Annotated in this window: 18 protein-coding genes and 1 tRNA gene; 5 read left to right on the plus strand and 14 right to left on the minus strand. The window is 46.0% G+C overall.

Annotated elements, in window-relative coordinates; genetic code table 11:
- Positions 1-110: 110 nt before the first annotated feature.
- The 8 genes from yihA to AB4Z45_RS29180 all read right to left on the minus strand — a co-directional run bounded on the left by yihA (position 111) and on the right by AB4Z45_RS29180 (position 11,202).
- Positions 111-698: a ribosome biogenesis GTP-binding protein YihA/YsxC gene (yihA, locus tag AB4Z45_RS29145; RefSeq protein WP_076271653.1), complete on the minus strand. Its 588-nt coding sequence runs from the start codon at positions 696-698 to the stop codon at positions 111-113.
- Entirely contained in the window at positions 695-3,064 is a 2,370-nt protein-coding gene (gene lon / locus AB4Z45_RS29150; RefSeq protein WP_441912838.1) for an endopeptidase La, read from the minus strand. The genes yihA and lon overlap by 4 nt, the downstream gene beginning before the upstream one ends.
- Before the next feature lie 37 nt (positions 3,065-3,101).
- A complete protein-coding gene (gene lonB / locus AB4Z45_RS29155) occupies positions 3,102-4,805 on the minus strand; it encodes an ATP-dependent protease LonB (protein WP_441912839.1) in 1,704 nt (567 codons plus the stop codon).
- Positions 4,806-5,508: 703 nt separating this feature from the next.
- Positions 5,509-6,618 (minus strand): flavodoxin-dependent (E)-4-hydroxy-3-methylbut-2-enyl-diphosphate synthase, encoded by a 1,110-nt coding sequence (gene ispG / locus AB4Z45_RS29160; RefSeq protein WP_076271650.1) that lies wholly within the window; start codon positions 6,616-6,618, stop codon positions 5,509-5,511.
- A 205-nt stretch (positions 6,619-6,823) separates the two neighbouring features.
- The gene (gene clpX / locus AB4Z45_RS29165; protein ID WP_076271649.1) at positions 6,824-8,080 is read right to left on the minus strand and encodes an ATP-dependent protease ATP-binding subunit ClpX; all 1,257 of its coding nucleotides are present in this window, start codon (positions 8,078-8,080) and stop codon (positions 6,824-6,826) included.
- A gap of 16 nt (positions 8,081-8,096) precedes the next feature.
- A complete protein-coding gene (gene clpP / locus AB4Z45_RS29170; RefSeq protein WP_053374767.1) occupies positions 8,097-8,690 on the minus strand; it encodes an ATP-dependent Clp endopeptidase proteolytic subunit ClpP in 594 nt (197 codons plus the stop codon).
- Positions 8,691-8,918: 228 nt separating this feature from the next.
- A complete protein-coding gene (tig, locus tag AB4Z45_RS29175) occupies positions 8,919-10,208 on the minus strand; it encodes a trigger factor (RefSeq protein WP_441912840.1) in 1,290 nt (429 codons plus the stop codon).
- 88 nt (positions 10,209-10,296) lie between these two features.
- Positions 10,297-11,202 (minus strand): hypothetical protein, encoded by a 906-nt coding sequence (locus AB4Z45_RS29180; RefSeq protein WP_256711093.1) that lies wholly within the window; start codon positions 11,200-11,202, stop codon positions 10,297-10,299.
- Positions 11,203-11,441: 239 nt separating this feature from the next.
- On the opposite strand from AB4Z45_RS29180, the gene AB4Z45_RS29185 reads away from it, so the two are divergent.
- A tRNA-Arg gene (locus AB4Z45_RS29185) sits at positions 11,442-11,518 on the plus strand.
- A gap of 111 nt (positions 11,519-11,629) precedes the next feature.
- On the opposite strand, the gene AB4Z45_RS29190 is transcribed toward AB4Z45_RS29185, so the two are convergent.
- Positions 11,630-12,094 carry an HPP family protein gene (locus AB4Z45_RS29190; RefSeq protein ID WP_441912841.1) on the minus strand — a complete coding sequence of 155 codons (465 nt, stop codon included), beginning with the start codon at positions 12,092-12,094 and terminating at the stop codon, positions 11,630-11,632.
- A 115-nt stretch (positions 12,095-12,209) separates the two neighbouring features.
- Here AB4Z45_RS29190 and AB4Z45_RS29195 point away from each other — a divergent pair, with 115 nt between their 5' ends.
- The gene (locus AB4Z45_RS29195) at positions 12,210-13,121 is read left to right on the plus strand and encodes a LysR family transcriptional regulator (RefSeq protein ID WP_441912842.1); all 912 of its coding nucleotides are present in this window, start codon (positions 12,210-12,212) and stop codon (positions 13,119-13,121) included.
- A 53-nt stretch (positions 13,122-13,174) separates the two neighbouring features.
- Here the strand turns inward: AB4Z45_RS29195 and AB4Z45_RS29200 are convergent, their stop codons facing one another.
- Positions 13,175-13,783, minus strand: a complete 609-nt coding sequence (locus AB4Z45_RS29200) for an AAA family ATPase (RefSeq protein ID WP_076271645.1) — start codon at positions 13,781-13,783, stop codon at positions 13,175-13,177.
- A gap of 222 nt (positions 13,784-14,005) precedes the next feature.
- The gene (locus AB4Z45_RS29205; protein WP_339207829.1) at positions 14,006-14,338 is read right to left on the minus strand and encodes a hypothetical protein; all 333 of its coding nucleotides are present in this window, start codon (positions 14,336-14,338) and stop codon (positions 14,006-14,008) included.
- Between the two features lie 141 nt (positions 14,339-14,479).
- On the opposite strand from AB4Z45_RS29205, the gene asnB reads away from it, so the two are divergent.
- Positions 14,480-16,324 (plus strand): asparagine synthase (glutamine-hydrolyzing), encoded by a 1,845-nt coding sequence (gene asnB, locus AB4Z45_RS29210; RefSeq protein WP_441912843.1) that lies wholly within the window; start codon positions 14,480-14,482, stop codon positions 16,322-16,324.
- A 104-nt stretch (positions 16,325-16,428) separates the two neighbouring features.
- Here the strand turns inward: asnB and rdgB are convergent, their stop codons facing one another.
- From rdgB to AB4Z45_RS29225, 3 genes are all read right to left on the minus strand, one after another.
- Positions 16,429-17,079 carry an RdgB/HAM1 family non-canonical purine NTP pyrophosphatase gene (gene rdgB, locus AB4Z45_RS29215; RefSeq protein WP_339207828.1) on the minus strand — a complete coding sequence of 217 codons (651 nt, stop codon included), beginning with the start codon at positions 17,077-17,079 and terminating at the stop codon, positions 16,429-16,431.
- Between the two features lie 7 nt (positions 17,080-17,086).
- Positions 17,087-17,824, minus strand: coding sequence for a ribonuclease PH (rph, locus tag AB4Z45_RS29220; protein WP_076271641.1), 738 nt, complete (start codon positions 17,822-17,824; stop codon positions 17,087-17,089).
- Between the two features lie 292 nt (positions 17,825-18,116).
- Positions 18,117-19,169: a GerMN domain-containing protein gene (locus AB4Z45_RS29225; RefSeq protein ID WP_441912844.1), complete on the minus strand. Its 1,053-nt coding sequence runs from the start codon at positions 19,167-19,169 to the stop codon at positions 18,117-18,119.
- Between the two features lie 131 nt (positions 19,170-19,300).
- Between AB4Z45_RS29225 and AB4Z45_RS29230 the strand changes: the two genes are divergently transcribed.
- Both AB4Z45_RS29230 and AB4Z45_RS29235 read left to right on the plus strand, forming a co-directional pair.
- Positions 19,301-19,840, plus strand: coding sequence for a phosphatidylglycerophosphatase A family protein (locus tag AB4Z45_RS29230; RefSeq protein ID WP_076271639.1), 540 nt, complete (start codon positions 19,301-19,303; stop codon positions 19,838-19,840).
- A gap of 173 nt (positions 19,841-20,013) precedes the next feature.
- Positions 20,014-20,694, plus strand: coding sequence for a TIGR00266 family protein (locus tag AB4Z45_RS29235; RefSeq protein ID WP_339207825.1), 681 nt, complete (start codon positions 20,014-20,016; stop codon positions 20,692-20,694).
- Positions 20,695-21,156: the final 462 nt, after the last annotated feature.

A 21,156-nucleotide genomic window follows, 5' to 3' on the forward strand; every position in this document is an offset into this window, starting at 1 on the left:
CATCCCCGATATTCTCGCATATTCCACAAAATAACGGAAGAATTCACGAGGAAAGCCGACTATTTCACTAAATCCTCTGCTTTATAGATTAACTTGCTGGTCTTGCTACCTCATGTAGCAATCGCTTCGGTTATGATGTCCCATAGTTGCTCGCGTCCAAGTCCTAATTCAGACGAGAATAATACGACGGAATCGCTTGGGTCGACTTCAAGCGTTTTTTTGATCATTTTAATATGCTTGTCCCATTTTGACTTTGGAATTTTATCCGCCTTGGTCGCAACGACGCATGTTGGGATTTCATAATGCTTCAGCCATTTGTACATTTGCTGATCGAGCAGAGACGGCTCATGACGAATATCGATGACCAGCAGCTGAAGCTTAAGCGGCTCACGGTCACGGATATAACGTTCGATCATTTCGCCAAACTGCAAGCGCTGAGTTTTGGAAACCTTAGCATAGCCATACCCCGGAAAATCAACCAAATAAATAAGGTCATTTACGCGGTAGTAATTAAGCTGCTGCGTTTTGCCGGGCTGCGAGCTCGTTCTAGCTAAGTTTTTGCGTAAAATAAGTTTATTAATCAATGAAGATTTTCCGACATTCGAACGCCCTGCCAGAGCTATCTCTGGCAAGGCGTCCTCTGGGTATTGATGTGGTTTTACTGCGCTGATGATGAATTCTGCTTGTGTAATTTTCATAAAATCGTTGTACCTGCTTTCTCTTCCGTTTGAACCGGAAGCAACGCATGCTGCAGCACTTCATCCATATGACTGACAGGAAAAAATTGCATATCATGTCGTACGCTATCGGGAATATCCCCTAAATCCCGTTCATTTTCTTTCGGCAACAATATTTTGCGAATGCCTGCACGATGCGCTGCCAGCGATTTTTCCTTCAAACCGCCAATCGGAAGCACGCGGCCTCTGAGCGTAATTTCGCCCGTCATCGCTACTTCCTTATCCACATAGCGGTTTGTAAGCGCGGAGATAAGCGCTGTTGCAATCGTAATGCCGGCTGATGGACCATCCTTTGGAATCGCACCCTCCGGAATATGAATATGAATATCATTTTTCTCATGAAAGCTTGGGTCAATGCCCAGCTCAATCGCTTTCGAGCGAGTGTAACTGAATGCCGCTTGAGCAGATTCCTTCATGACATCACCTAGTTTACCAGTTAACGTTAGTTTTCCGCTACCCGGCATGACTGTGACTTCAATGACAAGCGTATCTCCACCTACCTCAGTCCACGCAAGACCAGTCACCGCTCCGATCTGATTCTCGCTCTCAGCTAGGCCATAACGGAACTTCGAAGGCCCCAGCAATTCCTTGAGCTCCTCACTCGTAACTTCAAATGGCTCGGTGGATTCTGTCTGCTCATTTGCAACAAATCGTTTCGCTGCCTTACGGCACACTGCTGCAATTTGCTGCTCTAAATTACGAACGCCGGATTCTCTCGTATATTCCCTAATCAGCTGGAGCAATACCTCTTCCGAAATAATGAGCTGTTCCTCGGTCAAGCCATGTTCCTTTTTCTGCTTCGGCAACAGATAGCGATTTCCGATTTGCAGCTTCTCAAGCTCCGTATATCCTGGAATATACAAGACCTCCATCCTATCGAGCAGCGGACGAGGAATATTGTGCATCGCATTCGCGGTCGTTACGAACATCACATTAGATAGATCAAATGGCACTTCTACATAATGATCGCTGAACGTGTTGTTTTGTTCCGGATCGAGCACTTCAAGAAGCGCTGAAGCTGGATCTCCACGGAAATCCATCGCCATTTTGTCAATCTCATCCAGCAAAAATACAGGGTTTGAAGAACCTGCTGTCTTCATGCCTTGAATAATTCTTCCTGGCATAGCACCAACATAAGTCCGCCTGTGACCGCGGATCTCCGCTTCGTCTCGCACCCCGCCAAGCGAGATACGCACAAACTTACGACCAAGCGATTTGGCAATCGAACGGGCAAGCGAAGTTTTACCAACACCCGGCGGGCCTACCAAGCAAAGGATTGGACCCTTTAGCTGCTTGACTAGCTTCTGAACCGCCAAATATTCAAGCACCCGCTCTTTCGGCTTTTCTAGGCCATAATGGTCATCATTCAGAATCGCTTCTGCTTTGCTTAGGCTTAAATCATCTTCGGTCGTTTTGCTCCAAGGCAAAGAAAGCAGCCAATCGATATAATTGCGAATGACGCCGCCTTCTGCAGAGGTGGACGGCATTTTCTCGAGTCGATCAATTTCCTTCTCGATCTTCTCTTTCACGAGATCAGGCACGCCTGCCTCGGCCAGCTGCGCACGCAACTCCTCGACCTCGCCAGCACGGCCTTCCTTCTCTCCGAGCTCTTTCTGGATCGCCTTCATTTGCTCGCGCAAATAATATTCCTTTTGCGTCTTTTCCATCTGTTTCTTGACGCGTTGGTTTATTTTGCGCTCAAGCTCCAGCACTTCGCGCTCGTTGTTCAAGATGTCGAGCAGCTTCTCTAGTCGAGCTCCGACATCTACGGTTTCAAGAATATCCTGCTTATCCTTGATTTTCAGCGAAAGATGGCTCGTAATGACATCCGCAAGGCGGCCCGGATCATCAATGTCGGAAACCGCCGCATAGGTTTCAGGCGTAACCTTCTTCGATAATGAAATATAATGCTCGAATTGGTTCAAGACCGAGCGCATAAGCGCATCGACTTCTGGATCATCCGTCTCCTGCTCCGGCAATTCTTTTACAGATACTTCATAAAACTCGTCGTTCGGCAAATAATCCAAAATCTCAGCACGCGATACGCCTTCCACCAGCACACGGATCGTGCCGTTAGGCAGCTTCAGCATTTGCCTTACTTTTGCTATGGTGCCAACTTTATATATATCTTCCTCAGTCGGCTCCTCAATGTTCACTTCAGACTGTGAACAAAGCAATATCATATGATCTTCGACCATCGAGCGTTCTAACGCTCGAACCGATTTGTCCCTACCCACATCAAGGTGGAGCACCATGCTGGGATAAACGAGTAGCCCTCTAAGCGGAAGCAAGGGCAGCCGACGACCTTTCGATTTACTAGGTCCCACACCAGCACCTCCAATTGTTAACGTCTACCCTAGTTTATCATTCTACGGAATCAGCCTGCAAATACGGAACGGCTGAAGCGATAAAAAGATCGGTTCCAAGCGGAGCTTCGACCCGTACAGGGGACACTTCAGTATTTGGGAACACAAACTTGAACACTTCTTCCACCTTTTCGACAGGAATGACCTTAAGACCTTCCAAGTCTGCAAAAATCGCTTGCCAGTTCTCCCTTGGGATAATGACTGTTTTAGCACCAGCTTGGAAAGCTGCCTCAACTTTAGCTAATACGCCGCCAACAGGTTTTACGTTTCCATGTATGCCAACTTCACCTGTCATGGCCAGTTTATTGTCAATTGGAATGCCTTTTATTGCTGATGTAATAGCTGTTGCCATCGCAATACCGGCAGAAGGGCCATCAATCGGCGTACCGCCAGGGAAGTTGATATGCAAGTCAAAATCCTGCGGATTAAGCCCGATACGTCTCAAAACCGTAATTACGTTTTCGACTGAACCCTTTGCCATACTTTTTCTTCTAAGCGTCCGCGATCCTCCGCCAAGCTCCTCCTCGTCTACAACGCCTGTAATTGTAAACAAACCTTTGCCAGAAGCAGCAGGAATTGCGCTTACTTCGATTTCGAGCAGCGTGCCCATATTTGGACCATATACAGCAAGGCCATTTACGAAACCGATTTGCGGCACATCCGGCACCTTGCGATCAGGGCGCGGTGGAATTTGACTGCTGTTTACAACCCATTCAATATCGCCTGCAGCGATGCTGTCCCTTTTTTCGGATAGAGCTACACCCGCAGCCAGTTGAATGACGTTAACAGCTTCACGTCCGTTCGTCGCATATCGCTTGACGACATCGATCGCTTCAGGACAAGGTGCAAAGCCGATTTTTTTCACTGCGTTTTCAGCCACTAAACCAATTTCTTCAGCAAGCAGCGGACGAAAAAACACCTCCATGCAGCGCGAACGGATTGCTGGCGGAATTTCCTGCGGCGACCGCGTTGTTGCACCGACTAGACGGAAATCTGCAGGCAGGCCGTTTTGGAAAATATCATGAATATACACCGGTATATTCGAATCCTCCGAATTATAATACGCGCTCTCCAGAAACACTTTGCGATCTTCCAGTACCTTTAACAATTTATTCATTTGAATCGGATGCAATTCACCTATTTCGTCAATAAACAAGATCCCGCCATGCGCCTTCGTCACAGCGCCTGGCTTAGGTTGAGGGATACCTGCTACACCCATCGCACCTGCACCTTGATAAATTGGATCATGAACCGAGCCGATTAACGGATCAGCTATTCCGCGCTCATCAAACCTAGCGGTTGTCGCATCGATCTCTGTAAATTTTGCCTCAGGCAAAAACGGCGAGGAAGGATTTTTTTTGGCTTCCTCCAGCACGACACGCGCCGCAGCGGTCTTCCCGACACCTGGAGGACCATAAATGATAACATGCTGCGGGTTTGCGCTGCACAGCGCAGCCTTTAAGGCACGCAGACCGTCACGCTGGCCAACGATGTCCTGCATCGCTTGCGGCCTTGTCTTCTCCGATAAGGGCTTCGTAAGCGATACACTCCTAAGCTTTCTGAGCTTGTCCATCTCTTTGCGAGACTCGCGATCAACGGCCGAGCGGTTCGTCTTCTGATTGCGCAGCAAATTCCAGAAATACAAGCCGATAACAACTGCAAAAAACACTTGAATCAACATTAATACAACACTTAAACTCATTAGTAATCCGCTCCTTTCAAGCGTAAACGGCTGTAGCCGATGAAATGGTGAAAGCTCGTTTCGCGTAGAAATATAAGATTCTTATGAAAATAATCATCTATTTTCATCCTTATATTTCAAGCGTAAACGGCTGTAGCCGATGAAATGGTGAAAGCTCGTTTCGCGTAGAAATATAAGCTTTTTATGAAAATGATCAGCTATTTTCATTCTTATATTTCAAGCGTAAACGGCTGTATCCATTTGAATAGTGACGATCATTTCCGCAGGAATATAATCCTTAAATGGAAATAATAATTAATTATCTTGCTTCATTTTCATACCTTTCTAGCTAATCATGCAACTACATGAAGGCTTAAGAGAAGAACTTAGACCTGCTTCGTTGATTTCAATGTACATAGCTAACCTTTATAAACATGCGTATAAAATAGTATTGCCTCTACGATGTGGTAATAACCGTAAATGCTGTTATTTTTCACAAGCAATTCTCTTTATTTTGAAACCTCGGGTTGGGAAAGGGGAAATTACTTTAGCGAAGCTCGTTACTTAGAGGAATATCCTATTATCACGTAATGTATAAAGTACAATATAAGCCTACCATCACATTCATCATAGGAAGCGTTAAACAAAACTTCCCTCCTTTTTATCAACAAAAAAAGGCTTACTCACGTCTGCAATTGACGTAAATAAACCTTTTCATAAATGATTATGCAGGTGTATGATGCTTGCGGCCAGGTATTTCACCCGTCGCTTCAAAAACGCGTACGATTTCGTCAATTTCCTTCTTTAGCTCAGACAGCAATTCAGCTTCTGGCACCTTGCGAATAAGCTCCCCGTAACGGAAAAGCATGCCCTCGCCTCTAGCGCCAGCGATACCGATATCCGCTTCACGAGCCTCGCCTGGACCATTGACCGCACAACCAAGCACAGAAACTTTGATTGGCACTTTAATTTTTGAAATATAATCTTCTACCTCATTTGCAATCGAAAACAGATCGATATCTAGACGACCGCAAGTAGGACAGGAAACGAGTGTTGCAGCATTTGTAATTAGACCAAAGGTTTTAAGAAGCTCACGGGCAACCTTGACTTCCTCTACTGTGTCAGCGCTAAGGCTGATACGCAGCGTGTTGCCAATGCCAAGTGCGAGCAAAGCACCAATACCAGCGGAGCTCTTTATCGTGCCTGTGTGCAGCGTTCCAGCTTCTGTAATGCCTAGGTGGAGCGGATACTTAATGACTTTTGCCGCCATCGAGTACGCAGCAATGGCCATCGGAACATCCGATGCTTTGAGAGATACGATAATATCGTGGAAATCGAGCTCCTCCAAAATACCGATATGGAACAACGCGCTCTCTACCATTGCTTCCGGCGTCGGGTAACCGTACTTTTCTAACAGATGATTTTCTAATGAACCGGCGTTGACGCCAATTCGGATCGGAATGCCTTTTTCCTTACAAGCCTTAACAACCGCTTCTACACGTTCGCGGCGACCGATATTGCCCGGATTAATCCGTACTTTGTCGATGCCGTTCTCGATAGCTAGCAGTGCCAAGCGATAGTCAAAATGAATATCCGCAACTAGCGGAATATGAATGCGTTTCTTGATTTCCTTAATCGCTTCCGCCGCTTCCTTGTTGTTGACAGTAACCCGGACAAGCTGGCAGCCAGCTTCTTCAAGCCCTAGTATTTCCGCAACAGTAGCTTCGACATCAGCAGTCTTCGTCGTACACATACTTTGAATAATCACTTCGTTACTGCCGCCAATCGTTAGATTGCCGACTTTAACCGGTACCGTATCTTGACGTAAGTACATAAGCTTATCTCTCCCATGAACGGCAAAGTCCACCCTTTGACTGGCGGTTTTTGAAACCGCGCGGCTGGGTGGAAACAATGACGGTAGTCAAGCGAAAACGGCTGCTTCCATTCCATTACAATGTAGCGGAAACAGCTCGTTTCGCGGTCATATATAAGTTTAGTTATAAGCCTGAACTTATAGCTTCTTATATTGGAGTGCTGGCTTACGCACTCTCTTCTTTCTTCTTGCTTTTCTTAGCGGTAAGCTCAGGCATGATTTTTTCTTGAACGGTTTGCTCTGTGATTAGACATGTACTTAGATCATCGCGTGATGGTACCTCGTACATAACTTCCAGCATAATGCTTTCAATAATCGCACGCAAGCCGCGAGCTCCGGTGTTGCGCTTGATTGCTTCTTTCGCGATTGCATCAAGTGCAGCCGGTTCGAAATCAAGCTTCACATTGTCCATTTCAAGCAGCTTCTGGTATTGCTTCACAAGCGCATTCTTCGGCTCGGATAAAATCCGAACGAGTGCAGGCTCATCAAGCGGCTCAAGCGTCGAAATGATAGGCAGACGGCCTACAAACTCCGGAATCAAACCGAATTTGAGCAGATCCTCTGGCAATACCATCGTGAGGTATTCACCAGCTTTAAGATCCTTCTGCAATTCGCCTGTAGAGCTAAAGCCGATTACTTTCTTACCGATACGACGTTTGATCAATGATTCGAGGCCATCGAATGCGCCGCCGCAAATGAACAAAATATTCGTTGTATCGATTTGAATGAATTCTTGATGCGGATGCTTGCGTCCACCTTGCGGAGGAACGGATGCAACTGTACCTTCCAATATTTTGAGCAATGCTTGCTGAACACCTTCGCCAGAAACATCGCGCGTAATGGATGGGTTTTCCGATTTGCGAGCTACTTTATCGATCTCATCGATATAAATAATGCCGCGTTCCGCTTTTTCCACATCATAATCGGCAGCTTGAATGAGCTTAAGCAAAATGTTCTCAACGTCTTCGCCCACATAACCTGCTTCTGTTAGCGAAGTTGCATCTGCAATTGCAAATGGAACATTCAAAATTTTAGCCATCGTTTGAGCTAGCAGCGTTTTACCTGAGCCCGTAGGACCTAGCAGCAAAATGTTACTCTTTTGCAATTCTACGTCTTCGATTTTGCTTCCGGAATTAATCCGTTTGTAATGGTTATAAACCGCTACAGACAACGATTTTTTCGCAAACTCTTGACCGATGACATAAGAATCCAGAATAGCCCGGATATCTTTCGGTTTCGGAATATCCTTAAGATCAAGCTCTTCCTCATTGCCGAGTTCTTCCTCAACAATTTCGGTACAAAGCTCAATGCACTCATCGCATATATAGACGCCAGGACCGGCAACCAATTTACGTACTTGATCCTGCGATTTGCCGCAGAAAGAACATTTCAACTGGCCTTTTTCGTCGTTGAATTTAAACATGTAATCACCCCTTCGATTAAATCGTCGATACCGGTGCTGTAATCACCTTGTCAATCAAACCGTAGGCAAGAGCCTCTTCCGCGCTCATGAAGTTGTCACGGTCGGTATCTCGGTCGATTTTTTCATAAGGCTGTCCGGTGCGGTCTACGTAAATTTGGTTTAGCTTTTGTTTCGTTTTCAAAATCCAATCAGCATGGATTTTGATATCAGATGCTTGACCGCGTACGCCGCCAAGTGGTTGATGGATCATAACCTCAGCGTTAGGAAGCGCAAAACGCTTGCCCTTCGCGCCCGCTGTAAGAAGCAGCGAACCCATGCTTGCTGCCATGCCCATACAAATCGTGGACACCTCAGGCTTAATATATTGCATCGTATCAAAAATACCCATTCCCGCAGTCACGGAGCCGCCGGGAGAGTTAATGTATAGATGAATGTCTTTCTCTGGGTCGTCGGCCGCCAGAAACAGCAGCTGTGCAATGATGGAGTTTGCAACATCATCATCGATTGCGCTCCCAAGGAAAATGATACGGTCCTTCAGCAAACGGGAGTAAATATCGTAAGAACGTTCCCCGCGATTCGTTTGTTCGACTACGATCGGTACTAGATTCATGCGACCAACCTCTTTTCGTTTATGACTTTGGTTACTTACTTATTGTAACACGTCATCGTATTCATGTCATTTTTCCACTAATACATTATACGACGCCGGCCGTTCGATATGTACGGAGTTTAGCCTCCAAAACAAGCACATTTCCATATGTAGGGTCAAAATAAGGCACGTATCAACGACGTGCCTTATCCTGAGTGAAGCATTTATTCAATTATTCGTATGTGGCTATTAAACAGCTTTGCTGTTTTCAAGCAAGAACTTAATTGTTTTGCGAAGTGCAATATCTTCCTGCAAGTTGCTAAGATTTCCGTTTTTCTCAAAAATGTCGCGAAGCTCAGCAGAAGGACGGTTGTATGATTTGGACAGCTTCTCAAGCTCTTCGTTCAAATCTTCGTCGTCAGCAACGATGTTTTCTGCTTTAGCAATTGCATCAAGCACAAGGTTGTTGCGAACGCGTTTCTCAGCATCTGCGCGCATTTGATCGCGAAGAACAGATTCGTTTTGACCGGAGAATTGGAAGTATAGGTCCATGTTCATGCCTTGCATTTTAAGACGGTTTTCGAAATCTTTGATCATGTAATCCGTTTCAGTCACGATCATTGGCTCTGGAATTTCAACATCTGCTGCAGCCGTAGCTTTGTCAACAACTGCTGTTTCGCGAGCTTGTTCGCCTTCTTGATCTTTGCGCTCTTTTAGTTTGCTAACGAGATCCTGCTTGTACTCTTCAAGCGTATCGAACTCGCTTACGTCTTTTGCAAACTCATCGTCTAGCGTTGGCAAGCTTTTGCGTTTGATTTCGTGAAGCTTCACTTTGAAAACAGCTGGTTTGCCTGCAAGGTGCTCTGCATGGTAGCTCTCAGGGAAATTAACTTCAATGTCCTTGAAATCTCCGATTTGCATGCCAACCACTTGCTCTTCGAAACCTGGAATAAAGGAATTCGAACCAAGCTCTAGTGAATAACGCTCGCTTGCTCCGCCTTCAAACGCTTCGCCGTCTACATAACCGTCGAAATCGATAACTGTGATGTCGCCGTTAGCCGCTGCGCCCTCTTCAACAACAGTAAGCTCAGCATGACGCTGTTGCAAACGCTCAAGTTCAGCTGCGATTTCCTCTTCTGTAACTTCAGAAACAACGGATTCAACTTCCAAGCCTTTGTATTCACCAAGTGTAACTTCTGGCTTAACGATAACTTTTGCTTTGAATTTGAATGTTTCGCCTTTTGCGAATTGCTCAACTTCAATCTCAGGACGGTCAACCGGCTCAAGATTAGTTTCTTTGATCGCATCGGAATAAGCATCTGGCAACAGAATGTCAATTGCATCCTGGTACAGGCTCTCAATACCGAAACGGGATTCGAACATGCCGCGAGGCACTTTACCTTTACGGAATCCAGGTACGTTTACTTTTTGAACGACTTTCTTAAATGCTTGATCAAGAGCAACAGTGACTTTCTCCGCCCCTACCTCCACGTCGATCGACACGATGTTCTTGTCTATTTTTTCCCAAGTTGCTTTCATTTTATGCCTTCCCCTCCGAAAATGCTCATGCATCAGTAGTTATCACGTTTCATAAACCATTCTATTATAAACAAGCTAGCCCAGATTATCAAGACTCTGGCTCATCTTCTCCCGATTGCTGCAAAACGGCAACCTGTCTAAGCGCCTTGCATGCTTGCTCATAACGGAACCTTAAACCTTCGGTAATGCCGTATGTATCACGAATATCGTCATCGTTTGCCGAGCCGTAAACGGTAAGAAGCAGCGTCAAATGCAGCGCAGCTGCAAAATAATCAACTGTATCCTCGTCTTCTCTCAACATCCAATGATAAGCAGCCGTACCATACAAAAACTGTAAACTTTCCTTCCAAAGCTCTCTAGCAAAATGCGGCAATGTGGGATCATCGACCTCGGCAACCTGCTCTGTTCGCTCCAATATCCTAATAATTGGTGAAGGGAATTCATCCATAGAAAGAGGCGTCGCTTCCAAATCAAGCTCTACGGTTTCACCAAGTCTCTCCAGTGTCAGTAAACCGGCAGCTCCTCGCTTGCGCAAGCATTGCAGTGCCTTAAACTGAACGACAGGGTGAACCTGCTGGGTTACCAGCCAATTTTTAATGGAATCATCCACTTCTGGAGTCTGAATATAAGCAGCGCGTTCAAGAGCAAGAATTTGCTGATCGATCATCGGATGATTTTGCATGATGTAGAGCACTTGGTTCACATAAGCTTCATCTTGATCAGGAGGATTAAGAAGCTGCTCGCGCATAGTCGCCTCGTCCTCTTCCTTCTCTCGCTTGGCCGATAGGAATCCCGAATCTTCTCCATCATTTCCTTCTCCAGGAAAAGCCATGTCAAGCCACGTAAGTAAGCTGTCCCACTCTTCATAATGGCGAGCATCCTCGCCCTGGCATTGCAGCAAAAAGCGCAGCAACTCCTTGGCCTCCCCGTATTGTTCCGCTTCCAGCATACGGGTTAACTGTACCTGATAATGGTCCAGCATGCTAGGGAACAAGTAAACGTTATCCTTGTTGTCGCCTTGTGTGTCATTGGGAGTTGTAATGATAACACCGCCTTATGGTCGCGCCTTTTGTTCATTCGGACAATCTTGCGTACGATTATACCATGTACAATCAAAAGAAAAAACAAATGTAGTATTCCGACAACTCATAAATCTTATTTTATAATAAAAAGAATATAAATTCAAAAAAGTGCTTGCAATAATTTAATGATGTGTGCTATATTATTTCTTGTGTCCCGGTAGCTCAGCTGGATAGAGCAACGCCCTTCTAAGGCGTCGGTCGGGAGTTCGAATCTCTTCCGGGACGCCATATTATTATCCATTAACGCCGCCTATTCAGGTGGTTTTTTTATTATATACTGAACTATTTAAAAGAGGCTGATCCCGGTATTTACCAACTGGATCAGCCCTTTTTTTATTTCTATGACTTCAAAGCTGCTGACTTTGTCGCTAATAATTTCCTATAACCATAAGCGGCAAGCGCGATCAGCACCGCTCCGAATAGGACCGGAGTAAACAGATAGGACCAACCCGCATGGCTTAGCATGACAACAAGCGGATCAGCACCTGCGGGTGGATGAACGGTTCTTGTGAGCTGCATCAGAAGGATGGACAATCCAACAGATAGTGCAATGAACCATGTTGAATCTCCGAAGAGATGCAGCATCACAAGACCTGCTCCAGTGCTGATCAAATGGCCTCCTACAACATTTCTGGCTTTGGCAAGCGGACTATCTGGCAACACAAACACGATAACACAGCTGGCCCCAAATGGAGCCATCATCAGCGTAATCGACATTAAATCGCCCATGGTCAGCAGCAGTGCGATAACAATGGTGCCAACAACCGCTGCCGCCAGCGTCTTCCAATTTTTATTTCTCAGCATTTCTCATTCCCCGTTTCTCTTATTATGACATCATGCTATCATAAGAGAAATCATTCGAGAATTGAATGTTTACAATTGAACCTATTTCAAATTCCGATACCTAAGGGGAGTTAACATGCTGGAGTCTTGGGAAGGACGTTTTTTTATTACATTTACTGCTGTGCTGGAGGAAAAAAGCTTCAGCGGTGCCGCTGATCGTCTCGGTTACGTTCAATCGACGGTAACCTCACATATTCGACATTTGGAAACAGCAAGCGGCAAAAAGCTCTTTCACCGTTTGCCTCGCGGCGTAGAGCCAACAGAAGCAGGCTTGCGGCTAGCTCCCTATGCGTATCAATTTATCCAGCTTGGACATTCGCTTCAGGATGCGTTCTCGGAGCCTGGCATGCCGTCTGGTATCGTTCGAATTGGAGCTCTAGAGTCGTKTGCCATCTCTCATCTACCGCATTTTTTAACCGGCTTTCTCCAGCAATACACCAAGATCAAGCTGCATTTAACGCCTGGTCTGCAGCATGATATTACCGCACAAGTCGTAAACCATCGCGCTGACCTCGGCATCGTCCCCAAGGCTCCGGAACGTGACGACCTTCTATTTGCACCTTTAATAGAAGAGAAGCTCTTGCTGATCTGTGCTCCTGCGCTGGAAGAGCGCTTCGCGCAGCTCGGATGGCAAGCGTTGCACGACAACGCCTTCATTAGCTTCGGGGATCAGTGTATCTACCACACTTATGGACGCGATATGCTGAGAGAAGTTGATGTTGAGCTTGCTGATCATTTGTCTTTCTCTAGTGTTGAGCTCATTAAACAGACGGTTGCTTGCGGAATGGGCATCTCATTCGTACCAGAATCAAATGTAGCTAAAGAGGTGGCCGCAGGTACGCTGCTGTCATTGCCTTTGAACCAAGAGCTTCTATTAACGCATGGCATTATTACACATAAAGCACGTGAGCCTAAAGCTGCAGCACAAGCCTTTATCCAGCGTTTGAAATCATTTTTGAAAACCGTTGAATCACAAAACCACAAATAAAAAGGCGGCTTCATAGGGAAATTCCCCAAATGAAGCCGCCTTTTCTTATTATACTAAACGGATAATGTTGCCTGCTTTTCATTAACAAATTGGAATAATTGCTCGGCTTTCTCTTCCGTTAGCTCTCCACTATTATCAAACACGAGGATGGATGAGTTAGGAATATCCCAGTTGATTTGCGGAACAAACTCAATCCGCTTCTCAAAGTCGCCCCAGTTGTCCAGTTTCCACTGATCGCGCTCTGTTTGACGCCCGATGATCCGATTTTTTTGCAGCTCCATATCCAGCAGCGTGACAACAACCACTTTAACGTCTACCTCACTCATCGTGAGGCCTGCTGCTTCAACAACCTCTTCAATCCACTGTTTATTTTTCAGTTCTGCCGTAAAAGGTGAAATCATAAATACGTTTTGACCAGCAGCCAAATTTTCAATACATACGTCCTTCGCCGTATCATATTCCAAATCACGCAAATGCTTTTTGTAATAATCAGAATCCCGATCTCTTTTATCCAGGCCGTTTAACTCCAATATAGCCTCAACAAAACGACCGCCTATCGTATCCCGGTCAAGAAAAGCAGCTGGAATGCGAGCAGACAACTTTCTAGCTACCGTTGTTTTGCCCGTCCCCGCTACTCCGACAAAAAAAACTAACTTTTGCAAAACGAAAACCCTCCACTATTTTTTGTAGAAGTATATCATTTTTTGCAGCAATATAATAGAAATGATTACGTAAAAGCAGCGATATTATTTAGAAAAAACACTCATATTCATTTTTATAGTATCAATCATCTTATATTTATTTATTGTTTTATAAAAAAAACAAGATGTTGCCGCTGTTATTCAGCTTCTGCAACACCCTGTTCATGCTTACTTATCCGCTTATTAAAAAAACTGCATCGATTCGATATGCTGCTTCGTCGTGTCCGTTCCTAACTCATACAATTGCCTGTAAATACGCTCAATCAACTGATCGTAGCCAGCATTGATTTCGCCATCGCTTGCTGAGCCAAACGGACTGTACGAGAAATGAAACATCTCCGCTTCATCCATGCTGGACAGCTCATCAAACAGCTCTCTAAGCTTCGTATGCTCATTTTCGTTCATTATAATCTCAAGCTCATACGCTGCTGCCTGCGGATCCTCTAATATTTGTCCCGCCTGAACAGAAACGAAATAATGCTTACGTTCTTCACTGCCTGCTTCTTGCTCTGCCATCAATCGCACACTCCTTCCTGCATTTATTACTTTTCACAGCCACTTCTAGCATCCCCCGTCGGACAGACATTTTATCCCTTATTCTGCATATAACTGATATTATCGCTACTTTGAGACCAGCAAAAGAGAGGAATGAGATCAATGTGTGGAATTACCGGCTGGATCGACTGGAACCGTGATCTGACTAAGCAAAGTGAAAGCTTAGAGAAGATGACAGACACCCTTGCACCGCGCGGTCCCGACGCTTCCGGTACGTGGATATCAGCTCATTGCGCTTTAGGCCATCGACGTTTATCCGTCATTGATCCGGAGAACGGGGCACAGCCAATGATTCGCCATACCGGCGACGACAAATATGTCGTTGTCTATAACGGGGAATTGTATAATGCACCAGAACTTCGCAAGGAGCTTGAAAGCAGGGGCAGAATCTTTACGACAAATTGTGATACAGAAGTGCTGCTGGTCGCTTTTATGGAGTGGGGCAAGTCTTGCGTAGAGCGTTTTAACGGAATATTTGCTTTTGCCATATGGAACGTATTAGAGCAAGAACTATTTCTGGCGCGTGATCGGCTTGGCGTCAAACCGCTGTTCTATAGCACACAGGACGGTTTGTTTATTTTTGGCTCCGAACAAAAATGTATATTGGCACACCCTGCCGTGAAGCCGGAGGTTGGAGCGGAAGGGCTTGCTGAGATTTTTATTTTAGGACCAGCACGCACTCCAGGCCATGGTGTATATAAGCAAATCAATGAGCTTAAACCTGGCAAGTGTATGACTGTCAATCACGCTGGCGTGAAGACGATTACGTACTGGCAGCTTGAGAGCAGCCCCCATGGGCAAAATATTGAAGAAACAGCTGAACAAGTAGGAGCGCTGCTAAAAGATACCGTTGAGCGGCAGCTCGTTTCAGACGTTCCAGTATGTACCCTGCTGTCTGGCGGCCTTGATTCCAGTGCGCTAACTACACTCGCTGTCAATTATTACAACGAGAACGGGCAAGGGAATGTCCACACGTACTCTGTTGATTATGCGGACAACGATAAACATTTTAAGGCACATGCCTTCCAGCCTAATAGTGATGCGCCATGGATCGAAAGAATGACGACGCATCTAGGCACAATTCATCATCCTATACAGTTTGATACACCTGATTTGGTCGGCGCATTAAAAGCAGCCACCTTCGCTCGCGATCTTCCGGGCATGGCCGATGTTGATGCTTCGTTGCTGCTCTTTTGCCATGAAATAAAAAAAGATGCAACCGTAGCAATATCAGGCGAAGCTGCCGATGAAATTTTTGGCGGCTATCCTTGGTTTCATCGCGAAGAGGCTTTAAATGCCAATACCTTCCCTTGGTCGCTTGCTTCAGTTATGCGTGCTGATCTGCTCGCACCTGACGTTGCCGCTTGGATTAAACCGCTTGACTACATTGGGGATCGTTATTCCCAAGCGATAGCAGAGGTTCCTCATCTAGATGGCGAATCTGAGCAGCTGCGTAAGATGCGGCAAATGTCGTATTTGAACATTACCCGCTTCATGCCAACGCTTCTAGACCGCAAGGATCGAATGAGCATGGCAGCGGGCCTTGAGGTCCGTGTCCCTTTCTGTGATCATCGGTTAGTTGAATATGTTTGGAATATCCCATGGGAGATCAAAACATCCGGCGATCGCGAAAAAGGAATATTGCGCAAGGCGCTGCGCGGTGTATTGCCAGAGGACGTATTGACTCGTAAAAAAAGCCCTTATCCTAAAACGCATAATCCGAACTATTTGGCCGCAGTCAAAGGGCTTTTGTTAGATGTACTGAACGATTCCAGCTCTCCGATCCTTCCATTAATAAATGTAGAAAAGGTTAGAGCGCTAACCGAGTCGGAATCTGCAAGCTCGAATACCCCTTGGTTTGGTCAATTGATGTCCGGTCCGCAGCTATTCGCTTATTTGTATCAGGTGAATTTATGGTTGAAGGAATATAAGGTCGTCATATCATAAGGTGACAAGGCTTATTGTTTTTGTTCTCATCACAAAAAAAGCAACCCCATCCGCTAAAAGCCGCTGCATTCAGCTGCTCGTGGATAGGGTTGCTTTTTCACTTATTATGCTTGCTCAAGCAAGGGAAGGAGCTTTCTTAATGCATCGCCGCGATGGCTGATCTGCTGCTTCTCTTCCTTAGACAGCTCGGCCATCCCGCGATTCAAGCTAGGAAGCCAAAACAGCGGATCATAACCGAAGCCTCCATTGCCGTGAGGATTATCCGTGATAACGCCATCCACTGTACCCTCCGATTCCAGAAACAAACCGGTCGCAGGATCATACAGCGCTAACGCGCATACGAACTGCGCTTTGCTCAGTATTTTGGACCCGTCTTGCAATTCTTCTCGTTCTGCATGTTCAGCTAGTTGATGAAGCTCCTGAATGAGCTTGGCATTGTTTTCACCATCAGTCGCATTCTCACCTGCATAACGAGCGGAATAGACGCCTGGATCACCATTCAGCGCTGCAACGCGCAAACCTGAATCATCAGCCAGTACAGGAACGCCAAGGATGTCTCCCGTCGTCTTAGCTTTGATGCGAGCATTGGCGGCAAACGTATCGCCATCTTCCACGATATCCGGAATTTGCGGATAATCCAGCAAGCTTTCTACTGATTTATCAAGCTTCTGAAGCGCATGCGCGAATTCCTTCACCTTACCTGCATTTTTTGTAGCTACAACAATAACAGCATGATTTAATATGGAATGCTTCATCAGAATACTAACCTCCGATTCGCGCCGCCAAAGGACCGAGAACATCCTTTTGCTTGCTGATCAACTCGTGAATACCCTCTTCTCCAAGTTGTAGCAATTGGTTAAGCTCATCGCGCGAAAATGGTGCTTCCTCGCCAGTTCCTTGCACCTCAACAAACTTGCCGCTGCCCGTCATAACAACGTTCATATCTACCTTAGCTTTGGAATCTTCCTCGTAGTTCAGATCCAGCAGCGCTCTCTCTTGGATGACGCCTACACTTACCGACGCCAAAAAATCTGTAATCGGATATTTTGCAAATTGAACCTTCTCGGAAATTTTGTTAATTGCAATGGAAAGCGCGATAAACGCACCCGTAATAGATGTCGTACGAGTACCGCCATCGGCTTGAATGACATCGCAATCAAGCGTAATAGTCCGCTCGCCTAGTGCTTGCAAATCAATGACCGAACGCAAAGCACGGCCAATGAGGCGCTGAATTTCCATCGTCCGTCCTGTCAGCTTACCTTTAGCCGCTTCACGAATATTGCGTGTATGTGTTGCGCGAGGCAGCATTGCATATTCAGCTGTAATCCAGCCTTTGCCTTGCCCTTTCATAAATGGAGGTACTCTATCCTCCACGCTCGCTGTACAAATGACCTTCGTCTCTCCAACCTCGATGAGAACCGATCCTTCTGCGTATTTATTGACACCTGTCGTTATGGTTACCGGCCGAAGCTGGTTCGGTTGCCGACCATCGTTTCTCATTCTAATTTCCTCCTGAGTGCTAGCGTTTTTCGATTAGAAAACAAAAGTATCCCATCCTGCAATCTTTCCTATTTTAACAAAGTAACCTGTGAATTGCATCCGCTGCCCGTGAAAAAGAAAAGTGAAGCGGTCATGATTGTACCCATTCAGCTTTTCAGTGGAAGTTTTTTACATGCTTGCATCAGGTTAAAATAAACCATTCAGACCTAATACATGCTAATAAATGCACAAAAGAGGCTTTTCAAAAGCGTTCACTTTTGATCGGCCTCTTTGTACATTCCGGAGTTATCTCTTATGACTTAATAGCATTTACGTGATGCGGTCTGCCAACAGGCTCGCTGTAGGAATTGTTCGCTTCGTCCGTAAAGTTAGATTCTCCATTTACTTTAATTTGAACCGTTGATGCTTTTGTATTTTCAGTGATTGAAAGAACGAGTGCCTGAAGCATTTCGGTCGGAAGCTTCTGACCTTGCTGATACCCCTCGTCCTGCAAATCTACAGTGACAACATCACCTTCTTGTACAACATCCTTCACTTGTACATCCGGAATGATTACACTGGTCAACTCTTTTTTGTTAAGCGGACCCGAAATGAGCTGTTCCAGCGCTGCTTTCGTCGGAGTCTCCGAGCGAGCGACTAGTCTTGTAACGGGCACATAATATTGTTCGTCATTTAACGTTTGAGCGGAGAAGTACAGCGTTACAGGCGTTGATTGCGCATAATTCACACCGTCTGCCGCTTCGATATTAATGCCCACCGAACGTGTCAGCGTATTGTCAAGCGGGAAGCCGTCTTGTGGCATTTCTGGCAGCTTAGCGCCTTCATACCAAATTTCCACGCCTTCAATCCCTGGCATAGCTGTTAGAGTCCAAGTGATCGCTTCAACGATAGTACGTTCGTCCTGTGGATTGTAGTCACTGAACGGCTCAGAAAATTCTACTTTAGCAAGCTTTTGCTCTTTATCGTATTTGTACGATTTAATTTGAGTGCCTTGCGGGATTACTGCGCGAAAATCCTCAGGCAGCTGATTCGCGTACGCGCCATTCTCGACCATCATTTCCAGCGCCTTTTGTGCGGCTTGCTCATTCGCTCCGAGCGAGGTCTGAAGTGAGATTGGAGCCAAATAACCGTTACGATCTTCAAGGTATACTGTCATTTGCGCTTCTTCACCAACTCCGATTGCCTGTCCAGTTTCTGCACCTTCTACTCCATCCTTAACCTCAACCTGCGGCGGATCGATTGATTGGCTTGTCTGCTTGGAAAACAGACCACAACCCGAAGTAAGAATGGGCAGCACGAGAACCCCCGAAAGTACAGCACCCCTAATCCATCTTTTTTGAATCATATTGACCTTTCCTCCCTAATCAAGTTTTGCCTAGCGGCTTTGTACAACTCCTTATTTGTAGTACTATGTATACGAGCCCTTCCCTTTTTTAGACCAGTTTTGTCCATAAAATCCTAAGGGGGAACAAAAACATGTCCAATCCCGAAACTTATAGCCTCAACAGCCGCAAAGTGGCTGAGGCTACAGACGAATGGCTCCTCAAACGCGGAGTAACAAAGCTGGCTATCGCCGAGCTCGTACATTTTTTGCAAAAAGACTATTTCCCTGGCTTAACGCCTGAGGATTGTATCGTCCATATTGATGCCGTCCTATCGAAGCGCGAGGTGCAAAATGCTGTTTTGACCGGCATCCAGCTTGATATCCTCGCCGAGGAAGGCAAGCTTATGGCTCCACTGCAGGATATGATCAAGCATGACGAGAGTCTTTATGGATGCGATGAAATTTTGGCATTGTCCATTGTCAACGTGTATGGAAGCATCGGGTTTACGAATTTCGGATATGTCGATAAGCTGAAGCCCGGCATTTTGGTCAAGCTGAACGACAAAACCGACGGAGAAATCCATACGTTTTTGGACGATATCGTTGGGGCTATCGCTGCATCGGCAGCAAGTCGGATGGCTCATCGCAGACAAGCAGAGCGTGAGGGTGTTACACAGCCTCCGCTTGACTAAATGGAATATACGAGGCTTCGTTTACATTGTGAGCTTAATGCGATGGAGGCGAAGCGTAGTTTTACATCGCGAGCTTGATGCGATGGATGCGAAGTGTAGTTTTACATCGCGAGCTTGATGCGATGGATGCGAAGTAGATATTGCTTAGGTAAAACCTTTGAGGAGGTTAACTCATGAACTATGATATTTTTTATAAAGGCGCCTTTGCCATGCTGAAGGTGAAGCTCAATCCGGGTGAGAGCGTAAAAGCCGAAATGGGTGCAATGGTGTCCATGTCCCCTACCATCGATCTTAAAGGGACAACAGACGGCGGGTTTATGCGCGGACTCGGTAGAATGTTAAGCGGAGAGACGTTCTTTTTCCAAGAGATGACTGCAAATCGGGGTCAAGGTGAAGTCCACCTTGCCCCTCCTTCACTCGGAGATATTGAAGCGATTGAACTCGACGGCTCCTATAAGCTTTATGTGCAAAAGGATGGTTTCTTAGCTGGCACCAGCGGCATAGAAGTCAATACCAAAATGCAAAACCTAGGCAAGGGACTCTTATCGGGTGAAGGTTTCTTTATTGTAGAAATCAGCGGCCGAGGTACGGTGTTTCTCTCCTCATATGGCGCGATCCATGCTCTAAACTTGAGCCACGGCGAAGAAGTCATCATCGATAACGGTCATTTAGTTGCTTGGCCGGGCTATATGAACTATACGATAGAAAAAGCGTCTAAAGGCTGGTTATCCAGCATTACGAGCGGCGAAGGTCTCGTATGCCGCTTCCGCGGTGAAGGTGTCGTTCTGATCCAAACTCGCAATCCATCCAGCTTTGGAACTTGGTTGAAAAAGTTCATACCAGGCGGCAACTAACGTTCAAATAGTCAACATTAGCACTTCTACTTAGCATTTGAGTTACTTTTACGGAAGAAGTCCCATTCAGCTGTGAGCGCATTTACACACAATAAAGCACTAAAAGTAAGCATCCACCTCACAGGAAAACTAACAAGAATAGCTTTCACTAGTCTCATTAGTGACAAACTTCATATCGGTTTACTAAAAAACTCCCGCTTATTCGACAACATCTACTCTAAGGAGGGGATGTACTCGAATTGACGGGAGTTTTTTCAGTCATATGCCACCTCGCTCATCGAATGAAGAGTAACTGGAGTGTATCGAGCTCAGCATCGATACTTGTTTTAGTTGGGGGTGGTGGGGGCTTGGGGGCTTGGGGGCTTGGGGGCTTGGGGGCTTGGGGGCTTGGGGTGTTGGGGTGTTGGGGTGTTGGGGTGTTGGGGTGTTGGGGTGTTGGGGTGTTGGGGTGTTGGGGTGTTG

Source organism: Paenibacillus sp. MCAF9, assembly GCF_052114265.1.
Taxonomy (GTDB): domain Bacteria; phylum Bacillota; class Bacilli; order Paenibacillales; family Paenibacillaceae; genus Pristimantibacillus.